This is a genomic window from Mucilaginibacter sp. NFX135 (genome assembly GCF_048565145.1).
Taxonomy (GTDB): domain Bacteria; phylum Bacteroidota; class Bacteroidia; order Sphingobacteriales; family Sphingobacteriaceae; genus Mucilaginibacter.
Genome location: NZ_CP183412.1, coordinates 4872876 through 4889853 on the forward strand (window position 1 = coordinate 4872876; position 16978 = coordinate 4889853).

The 16978-nt window shown below is 40.5% G+C and carries 9 protein-coding genes; 2 read left to right on the top strand and 7 right to left on the bottom strand.

Features of this window, described 5'->3' with window-relative positions; genetic code table 11:
* Nucleotides 1-39: 39 nt before the first annotated feature.
* Complete coding sequence (locus tag ACNURT_RS20345) at nucleotides 40-2265, bottom strand: FG-GAP-like repeat-containing protein (RefSeq protein ID WP_419699287.1); 2226 nt, start codon at nucleotides 2263-2265, stop codon at nucleotides 40-42.
* A gap of 586 nt (nucleotides 2266-2851) precedes the next feature.
* Here ACNURT_RS20345 and ACNURT_RS20350 point away from each other — a divergent pair.
* Nucleotides 2852-3934, top strand: coding sequence for a glycoside hydrolase family 43 protein (locus ACNURT_RS20350; protein WP_419699288.1), 1083 nt, complete (start codon nucleotides 2852-2854; stop codon nucleotides 3932-3934).
* A 184-nt stretch (nucleotides 3935-4118) separates the two neighbouring features.
* Here ACNURT_RS20350 and ACNURT_RS20355 read toward each other — a convergent pair whose 3' ends face one another.
* The 6 genes from ACNURT_RS20355 to ACNURT_RS20380 all read right to left on the bottom strand — a co-directional run bounded on the left by ACNURT_RS20355 (nucleotide 4119) and on the right by ACNURT_RS20380 (nucleotide 12714).
* Nucleotides 4119-6548 (bottom strand): glycosyl hydrolase family 95 catalytic domain-containing protein, encoded by a 2430-nt coding sequence (locus ACNURT_RS20355; protein ID WP_419699289.1) that lies wholly within the window; start codon nucleotides 6546-6548, stop codon nucleotides 4119-4121.
* Nucleotides 6549-6692: 144 nt separating this feature from the next.
* Nucleotides 6693-7895 carry an endo-1,4-beta-xylanase gene (locus tag ACNURT_RS20360; RefSeq protein ID WP_419699290.1) on the bottom strand — a complete coding sequence of 401 codons (1203 nt, stop codon included), beginning with the start codon at nucleotides 7893-7895 and terminating at the stop codon, nucleotides 6693-6695.
* A 69-nt stretch (nucleotides 7896-7964) separates the two neighbouring features.
* Nucleotides 7965-8825: a sialate O-acetylesterase gene (locus ACNURT_RS20365; RefSeq protein WP_419699291.1), complete on the bottom strand. Its 861-nt coding sequence runs from the start codon at nucleotides 8823-8825 to the stop codon at nucleotides 7965-7967.
* Nucleotides 8826-8833: 8 nt separating this feature from the next.
* A complete protein-coding gene (locus ACNURT_RS20370; protein WP_419699292.1) occupies nucleotides 8834-10807 on the bottom strand; it encodes an alpha/beta hydrolase-fold protein in 1974 nt (657 codons plus the stop codon).
* A gap of 30 nt (nucleotides 10808-10837) precedes the next feature.
* Nucleotides 10838-12112 (bottom strand): glycosyl hydrolase family 8, encoded by a 1275-nt coding sequence (locus tag ACNURT_RS20375; RefSeq protein WP_419699293.1) that lies wholly within the window; start codon nucleotides 12110-12112, stop codon nucleotides 10838-10840.
* A 473-nt stretch (nucleotides 12113-12585) separates the two neighbouring features.
* Nucleotides 12586-12714 (bottom strand): hypothetical protein, encoded by a 129-nt coding sequence (locus ACNURT_RS20380; RefSeq protein WP_370996087.1) that lies wholly within the window; start codon nucleotides 12712-12714, stop codon nucleotides 12586-12588.
* A 13-nt stretch (nucleotides 12715-12727) separates the two neighbouring features.
* Between ACNURT_RS20380 and ACNURT_RS20385 the strand changes: the two genes are divergently transcribed.
* Nucleotides 12728-16744 (top strand): hybrid sensor histidine kinase/response regulator transcription factor, encoded by a 4017-nt coding sequence (locus tag ACNURT_RS20385; protein ID WP_419699294.1) that lies wholly within the window; start codon nucleotides 12728-12730, stop codon nucleotides 16742-16744.
* Nucleotides 16745-16978: the final 234 nt, after the last annotated feature.

The following is a 16978-nucleotide window of genomic DNA, read 5'->3' on the forward strand; positions in this document are numbered from 1 at the left end:
TTTGCATTTTTCTATATACATACTTAACATCCTCGCTTTTTACATATCAGCCATCTTCATCGACATTGCTGGCTCACTCGTATTAAATTTAAGCGTCTTCAAATTAAATGGTGTTACCTTGCCATCTTCTATTATTTCCAGGAACTGGTTGGGCATTATCTTTTGAAGATGCTGCACAGTGCCACTGCCTGCCCACCGGATTTCGATTTCATCTATGATACTGGCCTGCCCTATCCCTATTTCCTGCCGGAGTGGAGATGAACCAAAGCTTCCACCGGAATTTACATCCTTAAACACACTTCTTTGTAAACCATTCTCTGTAAAAGTGACCTTGATTCGTGATCCGATAGCACACCTATTTGACTTTTTACCAATCAGCTTCAACCCTATCCAATTATTATTATTTTGACCGGGATTAAGGTATAATGCACTTTTGTAGGCGTCACCTATATAAGCCCCGCCCATTTCAATGAAAATATCCTGCAGCCCGTTATTCCTAAAATCGGCAAATGATACGCCATGGCCTTTTTGCAAATTGCCAGTACGAGAGGAACTGGTTACATCGGCAAACTTTTTGCCACCTATATTCCGGAAAAGCTTATTCGGTATAAGCGACCCAAAATCCGGATTGCCGGTACCAAAATAAATATCGGGATAGCCATCATTATCAATATCACCAAAATTACCTCCCATGCTAAACACTACCTTGTTCAGCCCTACCTCATGGGTTACATTTGTAAACGTACCATCGCGGTTGTTTTTAAAAAGAAAAATATTGCCATTGTCTGCCACAGGTGTACCCAAAGCCTCCAACGCGGCATAATAACCCAGAGTTGTGGTAAAATTATAGCTACCAACCAAAATATCAGGCCACCCATCATTATTGTAATCATAAAACCAGGTAGTAAATGTATTTTGGGTAATATTAATGCCCGCTTTTTCGGTAACATCTTCAAAATCTACATTCTTCCCTGCCTTACATTTATTTTTTAACAAATATTTTCTTCCACTCATGGTAGAAACAAAAATGTCTGGCCAGCCATCGTTATTGTAATCAGCAGATGTTACACCCTTTACAAAATCGTTTATCCGGCAGTGCGCTTTTTGAGCCATTTCTTTAAAAGTACCATCATGGTTATTTATATAAAGTGCCGATGGATGATTATTCTTAGGATCGGTCTCGCCATGGCTTTCCATCCCGATAAAAACATCAAGCCAGCCATCATTATTAAAATCGTTCCATACGGCGGTTTGCGTAGGATGCATAAAATTAATACCGGCCGCGATGGTGACGTCGGTAAACCCACCATGGCCGTTATTTTTAAGTAATGAGCTTGGCTGGTTACCAAAACCGTCCTTAAGCCAGCCTCCCCGCATTATAAAAACATCAGGATGGCCATCGTTATTATAATCGGTTTGTTCAATATTAAGGCCACCGACCACATCTTGTAAGCCACTTTGAGTAGTGCGATCGCTAAAAGTACCGTCTGCGTTGTTATGAAAATAATGCATATGATCCTGAAGATCCATCCCGGTGGTGATAATATCTATATAACCATCGCCGTCAAAATCATCGGCTATGGAACCGCCCGCTCTGCTATTCAGGTTAATACCAACATTTGCTGCTACATCTGTAAATGGCTTCACTTTATAAGGCCCATCGCCGGCATTTAAATTGGGGATCAAATATTGGGCAGGAACTTGCGCTGGATAACGGCCTAATGTCATATAAGCTATGTTTAACAGCCATCGGGACTGGGCATCGTGAGCATTACTTCTCAAGATATTTCCCAGTGTTTCAATTGCTTGCTGCGATCCTGTTTGAGCTTGATGTATGCCTGCTCCCTTAATAGGAAATATGCATGATGATCCGTTATGGCCAAGCATGCAATTGGCACGCTCACCCAAACGCATATAGGCCACAGCCTGATCAGGCATTATATTTACAGGGTTCATATAACGGGGCAACTTTGAAATTTTTGAATATATATCAATAGCCTCTTGTTCATGACCTTCCTGTAATTCAAACAAGGCTTTTTTTGACAACAATTGAACATCATAGTTTGGCGAATCAATCTTTAACAGTGAATCACAGGCGGCAAGCCGGGCATCAGAACTAAAAACATTTTGAGGGTTATAATTTCGCTTTTTAAGCTGCTGCAGCAAGTCTGCCATTTTCATCGGGGAATGGGGCTTACATGATATTATTAAGCCACAAATACCTGTAGCAAAAAACATGATCATTTTTGCAAATCGCGATATCATGATAATTGATTATAAAATTGGAAACGAATCTTTTTCAGCCCCTTAATATCGGATATCATAAACGCAGCGCAATAATAAATTTGAGCTATAGTAAAATACCAAAAATTTAAACCAGCCGTACAGCTTATAATAATACTAACAAGGCAATTAACAAATATAAAAAGGTAGGGAAGCTCAAAACACAACATTTGTGTATATTCATATAACATCTGAATAAACCCATCGATTTTAATTAACCGATAGCCAGATATGATAACCCATCATTATTATATCTAAACGCCTGCAATACCTTCAAAATTTGTGTGATAAGATCAGGACTTTGTCAGTTTCATCCAATAATAATTTTATCGCTGTATAAAAAAGTCAGGTAAACCGTATTGGCGGATATGTTGAACATATGATGTATATATACATACAAATGTGCGTGCGTAGGATGTTTAACCGGATTATATTCGCCCTACAGCAAAAAAATTAACTGCAGCCGGGGCAGTATACGCTCCAGAAAATTGTTCTAAAATTCAGGGTAAGAAACGACCTGCGGATATTAGGATATAATTAAAGATTAAAAATTAAATAAATCGACAATATGAAGAAGACGTTTTTAAAGATGATTATGCTGACCGCTGTGTCAACCCTTCTATTCAATCCCTTAATTGCGCAAAAAATCAATAAAGTCAAATATCTTAATCCCTCGCTTATTAAAAATATTTATACAGCAGACCCCTCTGCTCATGTGTTCAATGGGAAGATTTACATTTACCCTTCTCATGACATCGATGCAGGTGTACCCGAAAACGATAACGGCGACCATTTTGCAATGCGCGATTACCACATATTTTCACTTGACCGGATAGGCGGAAAAGTTACAGACCACGGCGTCGCCCTGGATATGAAAAACATTCCATGGGTTGGCAAACAGTTATGGGCCCCAGATGCTGCCTATAAGAATGGAAAATACTATCTGTATTTTCCCGCAAAAAACAAGGATGGTATTTTTCAAATAGGATGCGCAACATCCAATAATCCTGCAGGGCCGTTCAAAGCCAATCCACACCCTATTACCGGAAGCTACAGTATTGATCCTGCTGTATTTGTTGATGATGACGGTAAAGCCTACATGTATTTTGGAGGTATCTGGGGTGGCCAGCTCCAGCGGTGGCAAACCGGAAAATATGAACCTAACGGTTCAAAAACAGATCTTCATAATGACAAGGCACCAGCAATAAGTTGCAGGGTAGCTAAATTGAATAAAAATATGACGGAATTTGACGGTAAAGTGCAAAATGCGCTGATTATTGATAGCGCCGGACATCAGTTATTAGGTGGTGACCACGATCGCCGCTTTTTTGAAGGCTCATGGATGCATAAATATATGGGTAAATATTATCTTACCTATTCTACCGGGGACACGCATTTTCTTGCCTATGCAATTGGTTCCAACCCCATTGGGCCTTTTGTATACGCCGGGCACTTTATGCAACCTGTGCAAGGATGGACAACACATCACTCCATTGTTAAATTCAATAATAAATGGTACATATTTTACCACGACACTGAGCTTTCAGGCAAAACAAACCTGAGAAATGTTAAGGTTACCGAGCTACATCACCTTAGTAATGGTAAGATTGAAATGATTAATACTTATGTGATAGCCGGAGGAAAAAAATAACACTCATAGCAGCCGCATCAATCAACTTTGCGGCTGTTATTTTAAAGTTTGACCTGCGTATCATCGCTAACCTGTGTAACCAAGTCAATTCACACCTTGCCTGGTTACGGTTACCTTAATTAGATTACCTTCTATTACTACTGCCGTATCCAATTTCGCTTTCCGTGCTTGTTAATTCCTGATTTCAATTGTTAATAATAACCGTTTCGCCGGGACGTGTCTGAATATCATATACCCAGGATTTTGTCAGCTTAGCTGTAATATTTTTATCGGCACTTTTAACAATCGGTTGTTTTAAATCCATTACCTGGTAAAAGTGGTTTTTATTTATGCCACTTGCTGCGGTTAGCAATTTGCTGCCAATCTGTTGATTAACACGCAGACGGCAGTTTCCGCCAAGCGAAGAATGTATAACCAATTTAATAATTTTGTGGTTGACCCATTTCATATCAATTTTAAAACCACCCCTTGCCATTAATCCTGATATACTGCCATCCTTCCATTCATCAGGCAGCGCCGGCAATAGGTAAATTGCACCATCATGACTTTGCAAAAGCATTTCTGCTATACCGGAAGTACAGCCAAAATTTCCATCAATCTGAAACGGAGGATGAGCATCGAATAAATTAGGATAAGTGCCGCCCGAATTCGCGCTTATAGGCTTTATTTGATCTTTAATAAGCTTGTAAGCGTGATTGCCATCCAATAAACGTGCCCATAGATTGATCTTCCAAGCCATGGACCAGCCGGTTGATACATCACCACGATAAATAAGCGAGTTTTTTACTGCGGCAAAAAGTTGCGGCTGCGTAAAAGGAGATATCTGGTTTCCTGGAAACAAGCCGTATAGATGAGAAACATGGCGATGATGATCATCCGTACGATCAAGATCTTCCAACCACTCCTGTAACTGTCCATATCTTCCAATTTGCATTGGAGGCAATTGACTGCGATACATGGCGAGGCTATCTGCAAATACCTTGTCAATATTTAATTCGGCTGCAGTTCTTATGGCATCAGTAAATAAGCCATAAACTAACTGGTTATCCATAGTGGCACCGGCAGTGACAGAAACCTGGTTTTTTCCATCGATATATTCGTGCTCGGGCGAAATTGAGGGTGACACTACCAGCCAGCCATGTTCAGGTTCTTTTTGAAGGGCATCAATGTAATACTCGGCAGCAGCTTTAATTATCGGATAATATTGTCTTAAAAATTTCTTATCGCCCGAGTATAAATAATGTTCCCACAGATGTTGGCAAAGCCATGCATTTGAGGTTGGCCACAACCCCCAGAAAGCACCGTCTACAACACCGGTTATGCGCCAAATATCTGTATTATGATGTAATGCCCATCCACGTGCTCCGTACATTATTTTTGCGGTTGGCGTGCCTGTAACAGATAAATCGCTGATCATATTAAAAAGCGGGGTGCTTAATTCTGCTAACTGGGTTACCTCACTTGGCCAGTAATTCATTTCGGTATTTATGTTAATCGTATACTTACTGTCCCAAGGACCCTTAAGTTCGCCGTTCCAGATACCTTGTAAATTGGCTGGCTGCGATCCCGGTTGAGATGAGCAAATTAACAGATAGCGACCGTATTGAAAATATAACTCGGCTAATTGTTTATCATTATTATTAGAAAAATTTCGGATACGGATGTCTGTGGGCTGTTTTGCAGCGCTATCTATACCAAGATCAAGTTTAACTCTATCAAAATACGAGCGATAATATCTGGTACTTTTACTTAACAATTCATCGAAACCGTGCTGGTAGGCCTTATTTAAAATATTTTTTGCCCTAAGCATGGAATTTGCTGAAACATCATGATAGTTGATAAAATTGGTGGCTATAGAAAGATAGATCACAGCTGTATCTACATTGGCGATGGTAATGCCCGAAGTATCTGCAACGTTTGTGCCTCTGGAATTTTTAACCCTGGTGAGCACATTGAATTTGATTTGCCCCTTTTGTCCTTCGTGTTCACTGCCCTGGCCAGATAAAACTAGTGTTTTTTCATCGTTTATGGCGACTGAAGTTTTAAGAGGACTTTGAAGTTTTAACTTACAGTTAATCATGCCTGGCTTATCGGCCGTAAGCCTTACCATGAACACGTTTGCGCCGAACGACGTAAAAAACTCTCTTTTATAGTTAACTCCGTTTAAAGTATACTTTACTGTAGCTTTGGCATTCGCGATATCCAGATCGCGATAATAATTGCCAACTGTACCCGTTTCAGGAAAGCTGAGATATAAATTACCTGCCAGTTGGTATGGCATGCCACTATTACCCTTTGGCCCAAGTTTACTGTTAGCTAATTCCTGCGCTTCGGCATACTTTTTCTTTGCGAGCAGCTGTCTTACCTGATTAATGTATGGCCTTGCATTTGAATCGATCGTATTGTTGGGGCCTCCTCCCCATATAGTTGATTCATTGAGTTGAATACGTTCATTGTTTACGTCGCCAAACACCATCCCTCCAATAAAACCATTTCCAAGAGGAAGGGCCTCATTCCAGTTTTTAGCTGGTTGATTATACCATAATTTATATCGCCCCGAGCCATCAGATACGCTGTTTTTTTTAGCGGTATAACTTTTTTGTTGAGCTTCCACTGATGAAAAGATCAATAACGTCACAGTACATAGGCACATTATTTTATTAACTAATCCTGTCATATTCTTTGGTTTGTAATACGTAATCTTATCGTACCGCAATTATATATCTTTTATTTTATCACACTGTATAGTAAAACGCGACTAAAAATTCACCACAGACCAGTAAGCGTTTTTGCGTTGCCTGTTTTCGTCAAACAATAAGGGATACGCTTTGATAACCGTGCGGGGCGTATTTAAGCCTGCCGCAGCTCCGCCCATTAATCCGCCACCTCTTCCGTCCAACCAGCTATATCTGTCAGACACATTCCAAAAAGTAACATTTGTTATAAACTTTTTATATTGACGGAAAATATCGAACACCATTTTGTATTGCGCTATTTGCCTGGCTTCCAATTCTGGCGTATAACCCTGGCCAGCACCTTGCGGCGTTGTTCCGGGCGAAGGTGTTGATTGTGGTAGGCGTACAGTAATATCCAATTCGGTAAATTGTACCTTTAAACCTAACGAAGCTACTTCGTCCAAAGCCTTACGCAATTCATCGGGCGATGGATCATTCAACTTCCAGTGCGCCTGCATGCCCACTCCATCAATCGGCACGTGGTCCTCAATCAATTTTTTTAACAATTTATATATTTTTTCTCTCTTTACCGGATGTTCACTGTTATAATCATTATAGTATAGCTTGGCCTGTGGATCGGCTTCATGCGCATATTTAAAGGCGGCGGCTATAAAGTCGGGACCATTGCATATATTGTACCAGTTGCTTTTACGATATACCTGCGTTGTATCATTGCTGTCGTCAACTGCTTCGTTAACCACATCCCAGGCATAAATTTTCCCCTTATATCTCCCTGCTACAGCAAAAATATGATCCCTCAAACGCTGTAGCAGCAATTCTTTGGTAACCGGCTCTCCGTTTGGCCCCTTAAACATCCATGCAGCTTCCTGATTGTGCCAGCATAAGTTGTGCCCTCGTATTTTAATATGATGGCTCACTGCAAAATCAACAATTTTGTCTGCATTTTCCCAATGATAAATACCTTCCGACGGATGAATCAGTCCCATCTTCATATCATTCTCGGGCGTTATACTGTTAAATTCTTTGATAATTAATGCGGAATCAGGGCCATGTAACGAAGCCATGCTAACCGCTACACCAATTGGAAAATAGTTTTTATAATAATCTTTTAAACCCTTATCCGGATGACCGGCTATTGTACCTGCCTGGGATGATGAAGCCACCTGATGTTTTGGTGTACATTGAACAAACAATAAAATAATAAAAACAATTACCCGAAGCGGGATGCCCCGATCATTTTTTTTATTGACAGTCGAAAAATTCATAGATCGTTAATGTTTTTATTGAAAATCTTATTGTGTTTACATCGTTAAGCATTGCACATCTTTAACTGGTTAAAGTTTAGTGGTTTTTTTATGCTTGTAACCCAACAAGGAAAGCATCGCATCGCCGTATCGTTTTCCTAATAACCTATACCCATCAGCAGTAAAATGCAAATGATCGGAAGAGCAGGCGCAACCTGCTGAAGAAATAACGTATGAATTAGCAACTGTTTGAGGTAAAGTTGCAATAATTTTATTCATCATAGCGCAAACACCACCCTGGTCTGCATTTACTACCTCGCCTGCAAGTAAAGGCACTTTTTTAGGTTTCAGGTTTAAATCCCTCATCAGATTATCATAAATCCCCTTTACTTTTCTTGTCCATAGCGTATCGTTAGTGTTCGATTCTCCCTGGTGTAATAAAACCCCTTTAATTATGCCTGACTTTTGAGCTAATCTGGCCAGCTCTATCAACCTTGCGTATGGATTTCCGCCATATTCAGCAACTATACCTTTCATCCAGCCGGGAGCCGTTGCAAGATATGATTGATAACTATCCTTTTCAAAAACTTCGATTTTGGCACCAGCGACAGAAACATTTATTATACCTACCTTTATTTTTTCAGGTAGGTTAGCCACCAAAGTCCGGCCGAAATAATCTGCCGGGGTTAAGCCCGTCTTGCACCTCGTCAATGGCGGTATGGCTGTGTACCAATTATCTTTTACCCGGCCTCTGTCTGCACAATCGACAGCCTGCAGCATCCGAAACCTGCTATCAACGGCAGTAGTATCCTCGGCTTCAATTTTTGCATTGCCTTCCATATTTGATTGGCCAAAGCAAATAAATATGTAAAAATTCTTGTCTTGCGAAAAACTTTTCAGGCTCAATAACGTGAAGCATGCCACTGTCATGAATCTAAACTTCATTTTCATGCTTGAACTCAATTTTTGAATATCAGGCTTGCAAACTGATTTAAGGAGCGCCTCCATGATTGCCACTCGTGTGCAGTACCCGGCGATTCGTAAAATACCTGCTTAATGCCTGCTTTTTCAAGCGCCTCATGAAATCCTTTTACGGTGGTTTGCATTCTTTCCGGTTCGGTAGTTCCGACACTTAAATAAAGCACTTTAACCTTTTTGTTAAAAGCATTTGCATCGGCAAATACACCATTGTACATTTTAGTTATATCAGTTCCCGGCTGCATAAAGCCCGCGCCGCTAAAACCTCCCACGTAGGCAAACTTGTCAAGGTTGGTCATGGTAGTCTGAAAAGTTTGAAACCCTCCCATTGAAAGCCCTGCCATAGCACGGTGGTCGCGATCAGCAAGCGTTCTGAATTTTGCGTCAATCATCGGTATAATTTCTTTTACGAGCACATCCGGAAAAACATTGCCTGCCATGCTCATTCCCCGGGGCGTGCTGGTTACAGGTTGTGTTGGATCTGTAGCATACCCCCTATCCATAACAACTATCATAGGCGTTGCCTGTTTCACGGCAAACAGGTTGTCCATTATAAAATTCATTTTACCTTGTGCAGGCCAGCCGGTTTCGTCTTCGCCCGAACCATGCTGTAAGTAAAGTACCGGATATCTCTTTTCGGTTTGCATATCATAACCAGGGGGCGTGTATACGTTTGCCCGTCTCCATGCCTTTGTTATGTTAGAGTAGTAGTTTACTGAACGCACCTCACCGTGAGGCACATCCTTAACAGCATAAAAATCACCCTCCGGATCAGGAATATCGATACCGCTTGCCATTCTCCCCATACCATAAAAAGTTTGACTGGCCGGGTCGACAACGGATACACCATCAATTATCAAAGAATAGTAATGGAATCCTAATACAATTGGGTCGGTAGTTACTGTCCAATACCCCCCGGTGTCTTTAGTCATTGGGTATTTTTTCAGCAAGTCAATCTGAATGCTCTTTGCATCCGGTGCTTTTACACGAAAAAAAACTGTATTGTCTGGAAATATTTGTGGGTACTTTACCCCCGGAATATTAGTAGACGCCGGTATACCTACTTCGTTATAAGAATATTGGGGAAATGTTGAAACATTTACCGGCTTAAAAATCAGTTGTGAAAACATATATAAGCCGTTTTTCCAAACTTTAAAGTTATGAACACCGGGTTCTATATAATAGATATGCGGCACGTTTTTTTCTACCAGGTAATCATGAGTTCGTTTGCTGAATGCAATTAACCCATCGCTTGATCCACAGGATATCCAAAGTAATTTCAGTTTACTTTTTGCCGCATCGGGGTTAGGAACCAATTCTTCGGTTTTTTTAGTATTGGGTGCTGCGGAGAAACTACCAACCCATGAAAATACATCAAGGTTTCCCAGGCCGAAATTTAATGATTGCCCGCCTCCCATTGAAAGGCCAGCCACCGCCCTGTGATCCTTATCAGTATATACGCGGTACTTACTATCAATAAAGGGTATCAGATCGTTCAGCAAATCTTTTTCAAAAACGGCAAATCCCTGCACCTTATCGGGTGCCATAATATTTCCAGTAGCATGGTCGTCCTTTATAGCCCTGCCATTAGGCAACACTACTATCATGGGTACAATTTTACCGTCCGCATATAGGTTATCCAATATCACCTGGGGGCTGGCACCGTTATACCATTCTTTTTCGTCACCACCAATACCATGCAAAAGATACAATACAGGGTATTTTTTACTTTTAGAATATCCGGGAGGCGTGTAAATAAGCGCACGGCGGGTATTGCCTACGGTTTTTGATTGATAAGTAATGGTGTCAATTTTGCCATGTGGAATATCTGCACGAAATACATCAAAACCTGCTCGTGCCTGGTGAATTATATCTTGTGAATAAGCTGGTATGTTAAACAAAAGAAAGGTGCATACCGCAAACAAAATTTGGTTAATATGTTGTAGTTTGTTCATTGTTAATATTGTTGATAGGTAAATAAATTGTCAATTGGTTTGTGGTTGTATAAGCTGGTATTTGCCGCTTAGGTGCATCAGGCTGAATAAATATAACAAGCCGTCATAATACGGATCGAAATATCCATCTGCATAAGGCTCAAGCTTAGCGTTCCAAAGAGGCCGCACAAAATCGAATTTTGTATTATCTGTGATCATGAGCGAGGCCGCCGCAGAGGTGGCCACCAATCCTAATGAATGCCTTAACTTCCTAACTCCTCCTGCGGGTAGAATAAAGGCAGGCGTGGATCCATCTATATTAAACTGATCTTCAAAATCGTTTATTCCCTTTGATCGTAAAAAGTTTTGAAGACGCTTTGCATAATTTTGCTGCCACTTTTTGTCCTTGCCAAACCACACATAATCCATTGCAATATTCATGGGCACGCGCCAGGAGTCGAAACGAAAAGCTGGCGGCAACCGGCTCCCTCCGAGTGCCTTACCATTAAAATGAGTATTGTCAGGATTAAGTGCTGTAACAGGGTCGCAGGCCCTATGTAAAAACACTCTTGCTGTATCTGCACAATCCCGGTAAAATTGTTCATGACCGTCTTTTGCATAAAGCGCCCACACCTCGTAAAATGCAGGTAAGTCATAGGATGGATCTGTCCATTCATACCCGGCGCCTTCGGGCACAAAGGAAATTTGTTTCGCCGCAAGGTTTATTAAAGGATGAACGTTCCCGGTACCATCTTTTTTCCACATCGCATCCAGTATTATCCTGGCCTCGTCATAATAATTAATGCCTGTGTTATTTCCCCACCGGTTAGAGGCAAAAAGAAGGTCGGTGATATAGTATAATTCTCCGTCAGATGCCGAACCTTCCGAATTATGCTTCATCGTTTGAGGATTAATGCTCCAGGCAAAATATCCTTTGCTTGGCCCGTCCTGGTGTTGAAGATATTTTTTTGACCACCGCCATATACGGTCAAAAACATCTTTTTTATCAAGCTGCACAGCGATCATCATACCATATGAAAGACCTTCTGTTCTGGCATCGTGATTTTTTACATCAGACACATAGGCCATTGAATCGCCTACCTCGAAATAAACCTTATTGGGGCCTTCAAACAGATCATGGTAAGCTTTCGCCACTTTAATATTTATATCACCTTTGCTATATCCCGCTTCATGAAAAAGATCAGGATAAATGCCGGAAGCAAAAGCGCCTTTAACCGGCATTTTTTTTAAAGCTTTCTGACTTTGACTATTTGCCCAGGCAGGCAGCAAGGCAACTATTACATACAATAACACTATTTTTTTCATACTCAAATTGTGGTTTAATAAAGATTAACTCGCCCGCCGAATGTTTTAAAACCGCTGTCTGTTTCATTTAGCGGTATTGTGGCCATCAAGCTTTCCAGAAATTTCACTTATTCGTTTAAATTGTTTTCTGTATTATTCTACCCAACCGCCGCATGAACGTCGATTTAGTTGCCTTTCAATGCCACATACTCCAACAATTGTTCATTAAATTTTGACCAAAAGTATTTTGTAAATAGAACTTGGTGTGCCACAAATGTTGAAGAAATCAACACTTTGGTTGAAATGGAGAGCTTAAAACATTCGACTGGTAACATTATTATTACGCAATCGATTGTTTATTATCAATTTATCGCTTAAATTTACATTGTGCGATTTCACTAAATGCTTGAATCCGCACCGTTATAAACCTCATTTTTCGAAAATTTATTTTATCAGTACACTTATCTGTTAACAAGCGGATGTGTGTACAATTTTTAAAAAGTAATGGCATCTGATATGTTAAATACTCCCTTATCATTTAAGCGAACTACGGTTACCTGGTTGTTTTTAATTATATTAACGATATCACTCAGTATCACTATTCCATGTAGCGGGCAGGCCATCCGATTTACTGTAATGACATCTCACGACGGTTTGCTCTCGAATACGATTAATGCGATCATAAAGGACCGTTACGGATTTTTATGGTTTGCAACCGCCGATGGGCTTGACAGATTTGACGGTATGGAGCATAAGACATACCGCTTTGATCCGGCAGACAAATCAGGCTATCACTCCAAAGAAGTGAGCAGCATGTATGAGGATGAAGCAGGACAGTTTTGGGTAGCTACAATGGGGGGCGGCTTATACTATCTCGACCGCTCTCAGGACCAATTTCGGCCCTATCAGGAGCGTTCCGCAGATGGACGTCTTGCAAACAGCTATATAAAATCTATCTACGGTGATAACCATGGCCGCCTTTGGATTGGTATGATAGAAGGCCTGTGCGTACTTGACCCCAAAACAAAAAAAGAAATATTTTACAAGACAGACGAGCACAAACCCGGGCAACTCCGTTCGGGTATCATATTATCCATCTTCAGAGATAGCCAGAGCCGAATGTGGATTGGTACGGATAAAGGCCTCTATCTTTATAATGAGGGCTCAAACAACTTTATTGCCTTTAAACATAAAAACAACGACCCCTTAAGTATCCCAAATGAGGGAATAAATACCATAGCCGAATGTCAGCACAGATTATGGATAGGAACTAATGATGGACTAAGCTGTTTGTCGCCTGATTTAAAAACTTTTAGAAATTTCAAATACCAACCCAGTGATGATAGTACAATAAGCGGCAACCTTATTTATAGCATAGCCGCAAACGGTAATAAAATTTGGGTAGGCACCGAAGGTGGTTTGAATATTTTAGATCCGGTATCTGGAAAGGCAAAACGATATAACCACGACGACAGGGATAAATTCAGCGTAAGCAGCAAATCTATCCGCTGCATTTATAATGATCCTCAGGGAATTTATTGGCTTGGCACTTACCAGGGAGGTGTGGATAAGTATGACAGAAACCTTACTCTATTTAATTCAAAGCAAAATAATGCTTATGATCCTGCCGGACTAAGCGCCCCTTTCGTTTCATCATTTGCCGAGAACAAGGACGGAGATCTGTTTGTTGGTACAGACGGCGGAGGCTTGAATCTTTTTCATATCAGGAGCGGTTTATTCAGCCATATTGCTATAAAATCTAAAACGAAAAGTAATTCTGCCGGCCTTCCTATATTAAGTATGATGCTTGACCGCAATCAACAACTTTGGATCGGCACTTTTCAGCATGGCCTGTTCATTTACAATACAAAAACTGGCGAGTACCAACAATTAAATGCTGGAAAAGATGACGCACATATAAACCACAACGAAATTTTTTGTTTGAAGGAAAGCAGCAAGGGCAGGATCTGGATAGGAACCAACGGCGGTGGAATTAATGTATTTGACCCTGATAAAAAAACCTTTTTAAAGTACGTATCAACTCCAACCTCACCCGGCGAAAGGCAGCTGCCTGTTAATGGTTTTATCAGAGCTATTGAAGAGGATGATGAGGGAAATATTTGGATTGGCACCTATGGCAGTGGAATAGCCGTTTTAAACCCTGCAACTCAAAAGTTCCGGGTGTATAATGATAAGAATACCGGAATGGCGATCGATCGCACATTTTCGCTGTTGCAGGACCATAATGGCAATATGTGGATTGGCACTGCGGGGGATGGGCTATATTGCTTTAATCACAACAAAAAAAAATTGGTTAATTATTCCGCACCAGATGAACTGCCAGATGGGGTAGTGCACAAACTGCTGGAGGACTATAACGGCAATATATGGCTAAGTACTGACAAAGGAATATGTATGCTTAATGCGGCGTCAAAAAAGTTCACTCATTATTCTTCCTGCAATGGGTTGCAAAATGACGCGTTCATTGATGGATCAGGCCTCCGGTCAACTAAAGGCCTGCTTTTCTTTGGCGGTGCCAAGGGCTTTAATTACATTGATCCGCAACAGGATGTAAAAAGTAATAACAATGCCCCTCCGGTATTTTTAACCACCCTTAAAGTAAATAATAACATAATATTATCTGGCAGTAACTCGCCACTTAAGCAAGATATTTCAGTAGCGAAGCAGATTGACCTGAATTACAAGGAAAATTTTTCAATCAGTTATTCTGCAATTAATTTTACGCTTCCCCAGCGGAACAGGTACGCCTACATTCTTAAATCGTTCAATAAAAGCTGGAATTATGTAGGTTCGGCTACGACTGCGTATTACACCAATTTAGACCCGGGAGAATACCTGTTTGTAGTGCGGGCCTGCAATAACGATGGAATATGGAACAACGTGGGTACACAAATCCGCATCGTGATTCATCCCCCGATATGGATGACCTGGTATGCCTATTTGCTATATGCACTGATGGCTGCAGGCGCCCTTCTGTTCATCCGCCATCGAGGCATAAAAAAATTAAAAAGCAAACTTGCGCTTGAACAGGAAAGAAAGGAAGCGGAACGACTACATGAACTTGACTTACTTAAGATTAAATTTCTTACTAACCTGAGTCATGAATTCCGCACACCAATCTCACTGATCATGGCACCTGCAGATAAGTTATTAACAGAACACAAGGACGAGCAAACCATAGGCCAATTGGCAGTGATACGGCGAAATGCACGGCGGTTGTTGAATTTGGTGAATCAACTTTTAGATTTCCGCAAATTAGAAGAGCAAGAATTAAAGCTTAGCCTAACAGAAGGTGAAATAATTTCATTCATAAGTGACGTTGTAGATTCTTTTCATGATTTGTCAGAATCGAGAAACATCACTTTTAATTATATAGCGCCTCAGGAAAAATTGTTCGTACGGTTTGATCATGACAAGGTAGAGCGTATTTTATTTAACCTGCTCTCCAACGCTTTCAAATTTACATTACCCGGAGGGAGTGTTTCTGTAAATATTACCAGGCATCCCACATCCAACATAGATAAAACGGTGTTGGAATTTAAAATAACTGACACCGGTATTGGCATTGACCCGGAGAGAAAACATTTAATATTTAAACGGTTTTATCAGGCAGGGAATCCTAATATAGTAAACGTAAATCCTGGAAGCGGAATCGGTCTTTCTATCACTAAAGAGTTTATCGAAATGCACGGTGGCAGCATTACTGTTGAAAGTGAATTAGGAAAAGGTTCAGATTTCACTGTGTTAATTCCTCTTGAAGTTTTTGCTAACCGGTCAATGGAAATTCAGCTGCCGGTTAAAACAGATGTTGAAGAAAAAGATATCCATATTAAAAGAAATATTGCGCAGACAATTACAGACATGCCGGTGCTGCTTATTGTGGAAGATAACGATGAATTTCGTTATTATGTTAAAGATAGTTTAATGACCCAATATAAAATTGTTGAGGCTTCAAATGGCATAGAGGGTTGGGATAAAACGCTATCATGCCATCCGGATTTGATTATTAGCGATATAACTATGCCATTTATGAATGGCATTACGCTGAGCAGGAAAATAAAAGCCGATAAACGTACCAGCCACATTCCATTGATCATGCTTACCGCCTGCACAGGCGAAGATGAGCAGCTGAGAGGACTCGAATCAGGAGCAAACGATTATTTGACCAAACCCTTTAATTTTGAAATTTTAAATGTCAAGATCAAAAATCTTTTACATCTCAATGCCATGCTTAAAAACACCTACAAAAAGCAATTAAAAGTTATTCATGCGGACATGGAGGTGGCGTCGAGCGGAGAAAAATTTTTAAAAAAGGTAGTCAATTATATAGACAACAACTTAAATAATCCAAAGTTTTCCGTTGTAGATCTCAGCGAACATTTGGCGATGAGCCGGGGAGCACTTTACACCAAAATATTTGAACTTACCGGTCTTCCCCCCGTTGAATTTATCCGCTCATATAAACTCGACCGGGCCGCAATATTGCTTCTGAAGAGTGATATGACTGTTACACAAATAGCCTATGAAGCGGGTTTTGCTACACCGCATTATTTTTCCCGATCGTTTAAAGAGAAATTTAATATGCTTCCATCCGATTATAGAAAGGTGGAAAATAGTAGTGTGATGGCATAGAAAAGTATTTTTGAGCCATTTATAATTACGCTTCTTTATGCCAGGCAGATCAGCGAGTGTTCTTTTAAGGTAAAGAAGGTAGCAATAACTTTATAGCCTTTAATACAGAGTTAAAGGTGAAGTGCTGCTAATTACAAATAGAACCTTATACCCTTATTTGATTTTGAGGATGCGGTCAAGTCGCTCAATGGTAAACACTTGCTACGGGTAATTTCTTGATCGGCTACCAGAAAT

What these genes read in the sequence shown, in the direction of transcription:
- ACNURT_RS20345 (WP_419699287.1), bottom strand. Translation starts at nt 2,265, where the DNA reads ATGATATCGCGATTTGCAAAAATGATCATGTTTTTTGCTACAGGTATT.
- ACNURT_RS20350 (WP_419699288.1), top strand. Translation starts at nt 2,852, where the DNA reads ATGAAGAAGACGTTTTTAAAGATGATTATGCTGACCGCTGTGTCAACC.
- ACNURT_RS20360 (WP_419699290.1), bottom strand. Translation starts at nt 7,895, where the DNA reads ATGAATTTTTCGACTGTCAATAAAAAAAATGATCGGGGCATCCCGCTT.
- ACNURT_RS20365 (WP_419699291.1), bottom strand. Translation starts at nt 8,825, where the DNA reads ATGAAAATGAAGTTTAGATTCATGACAGTGGCATGCTTCACGTTATTG.
- ACNURT_RS20370 (WP_419699292.1), bottom strand. Translation starts at nt 10,807, where the DNA reads ATGAACAAACTACAACATATTAACCAAATTTTGTTTGCGGTATGCACC.
- ACNURT_RS20375 (WP_419699293.1), bottom strand. Translation starts at nt 12,112, where the DNA reads ATGAAAAAAATAGTGTTATTGTATGTAATAGTTGCCTTGCTGCCTGCC.
- ACNURT_RS20380 (WP_370996087.1), bottom strand. Translation starts at nt 12,714, where the DNA reads ATGGCCTGCCCGCTACATGGAATAGTGATACTGAGTGATATCGTTAAT.
- ACNURT_RS20385 (WP_419699294.1), top strand. Translation starts at nt 12,728, where the DNA reads ATGACATCTCACGACGGTTTGCTCTCGAATACGATTAATGCGATCATA.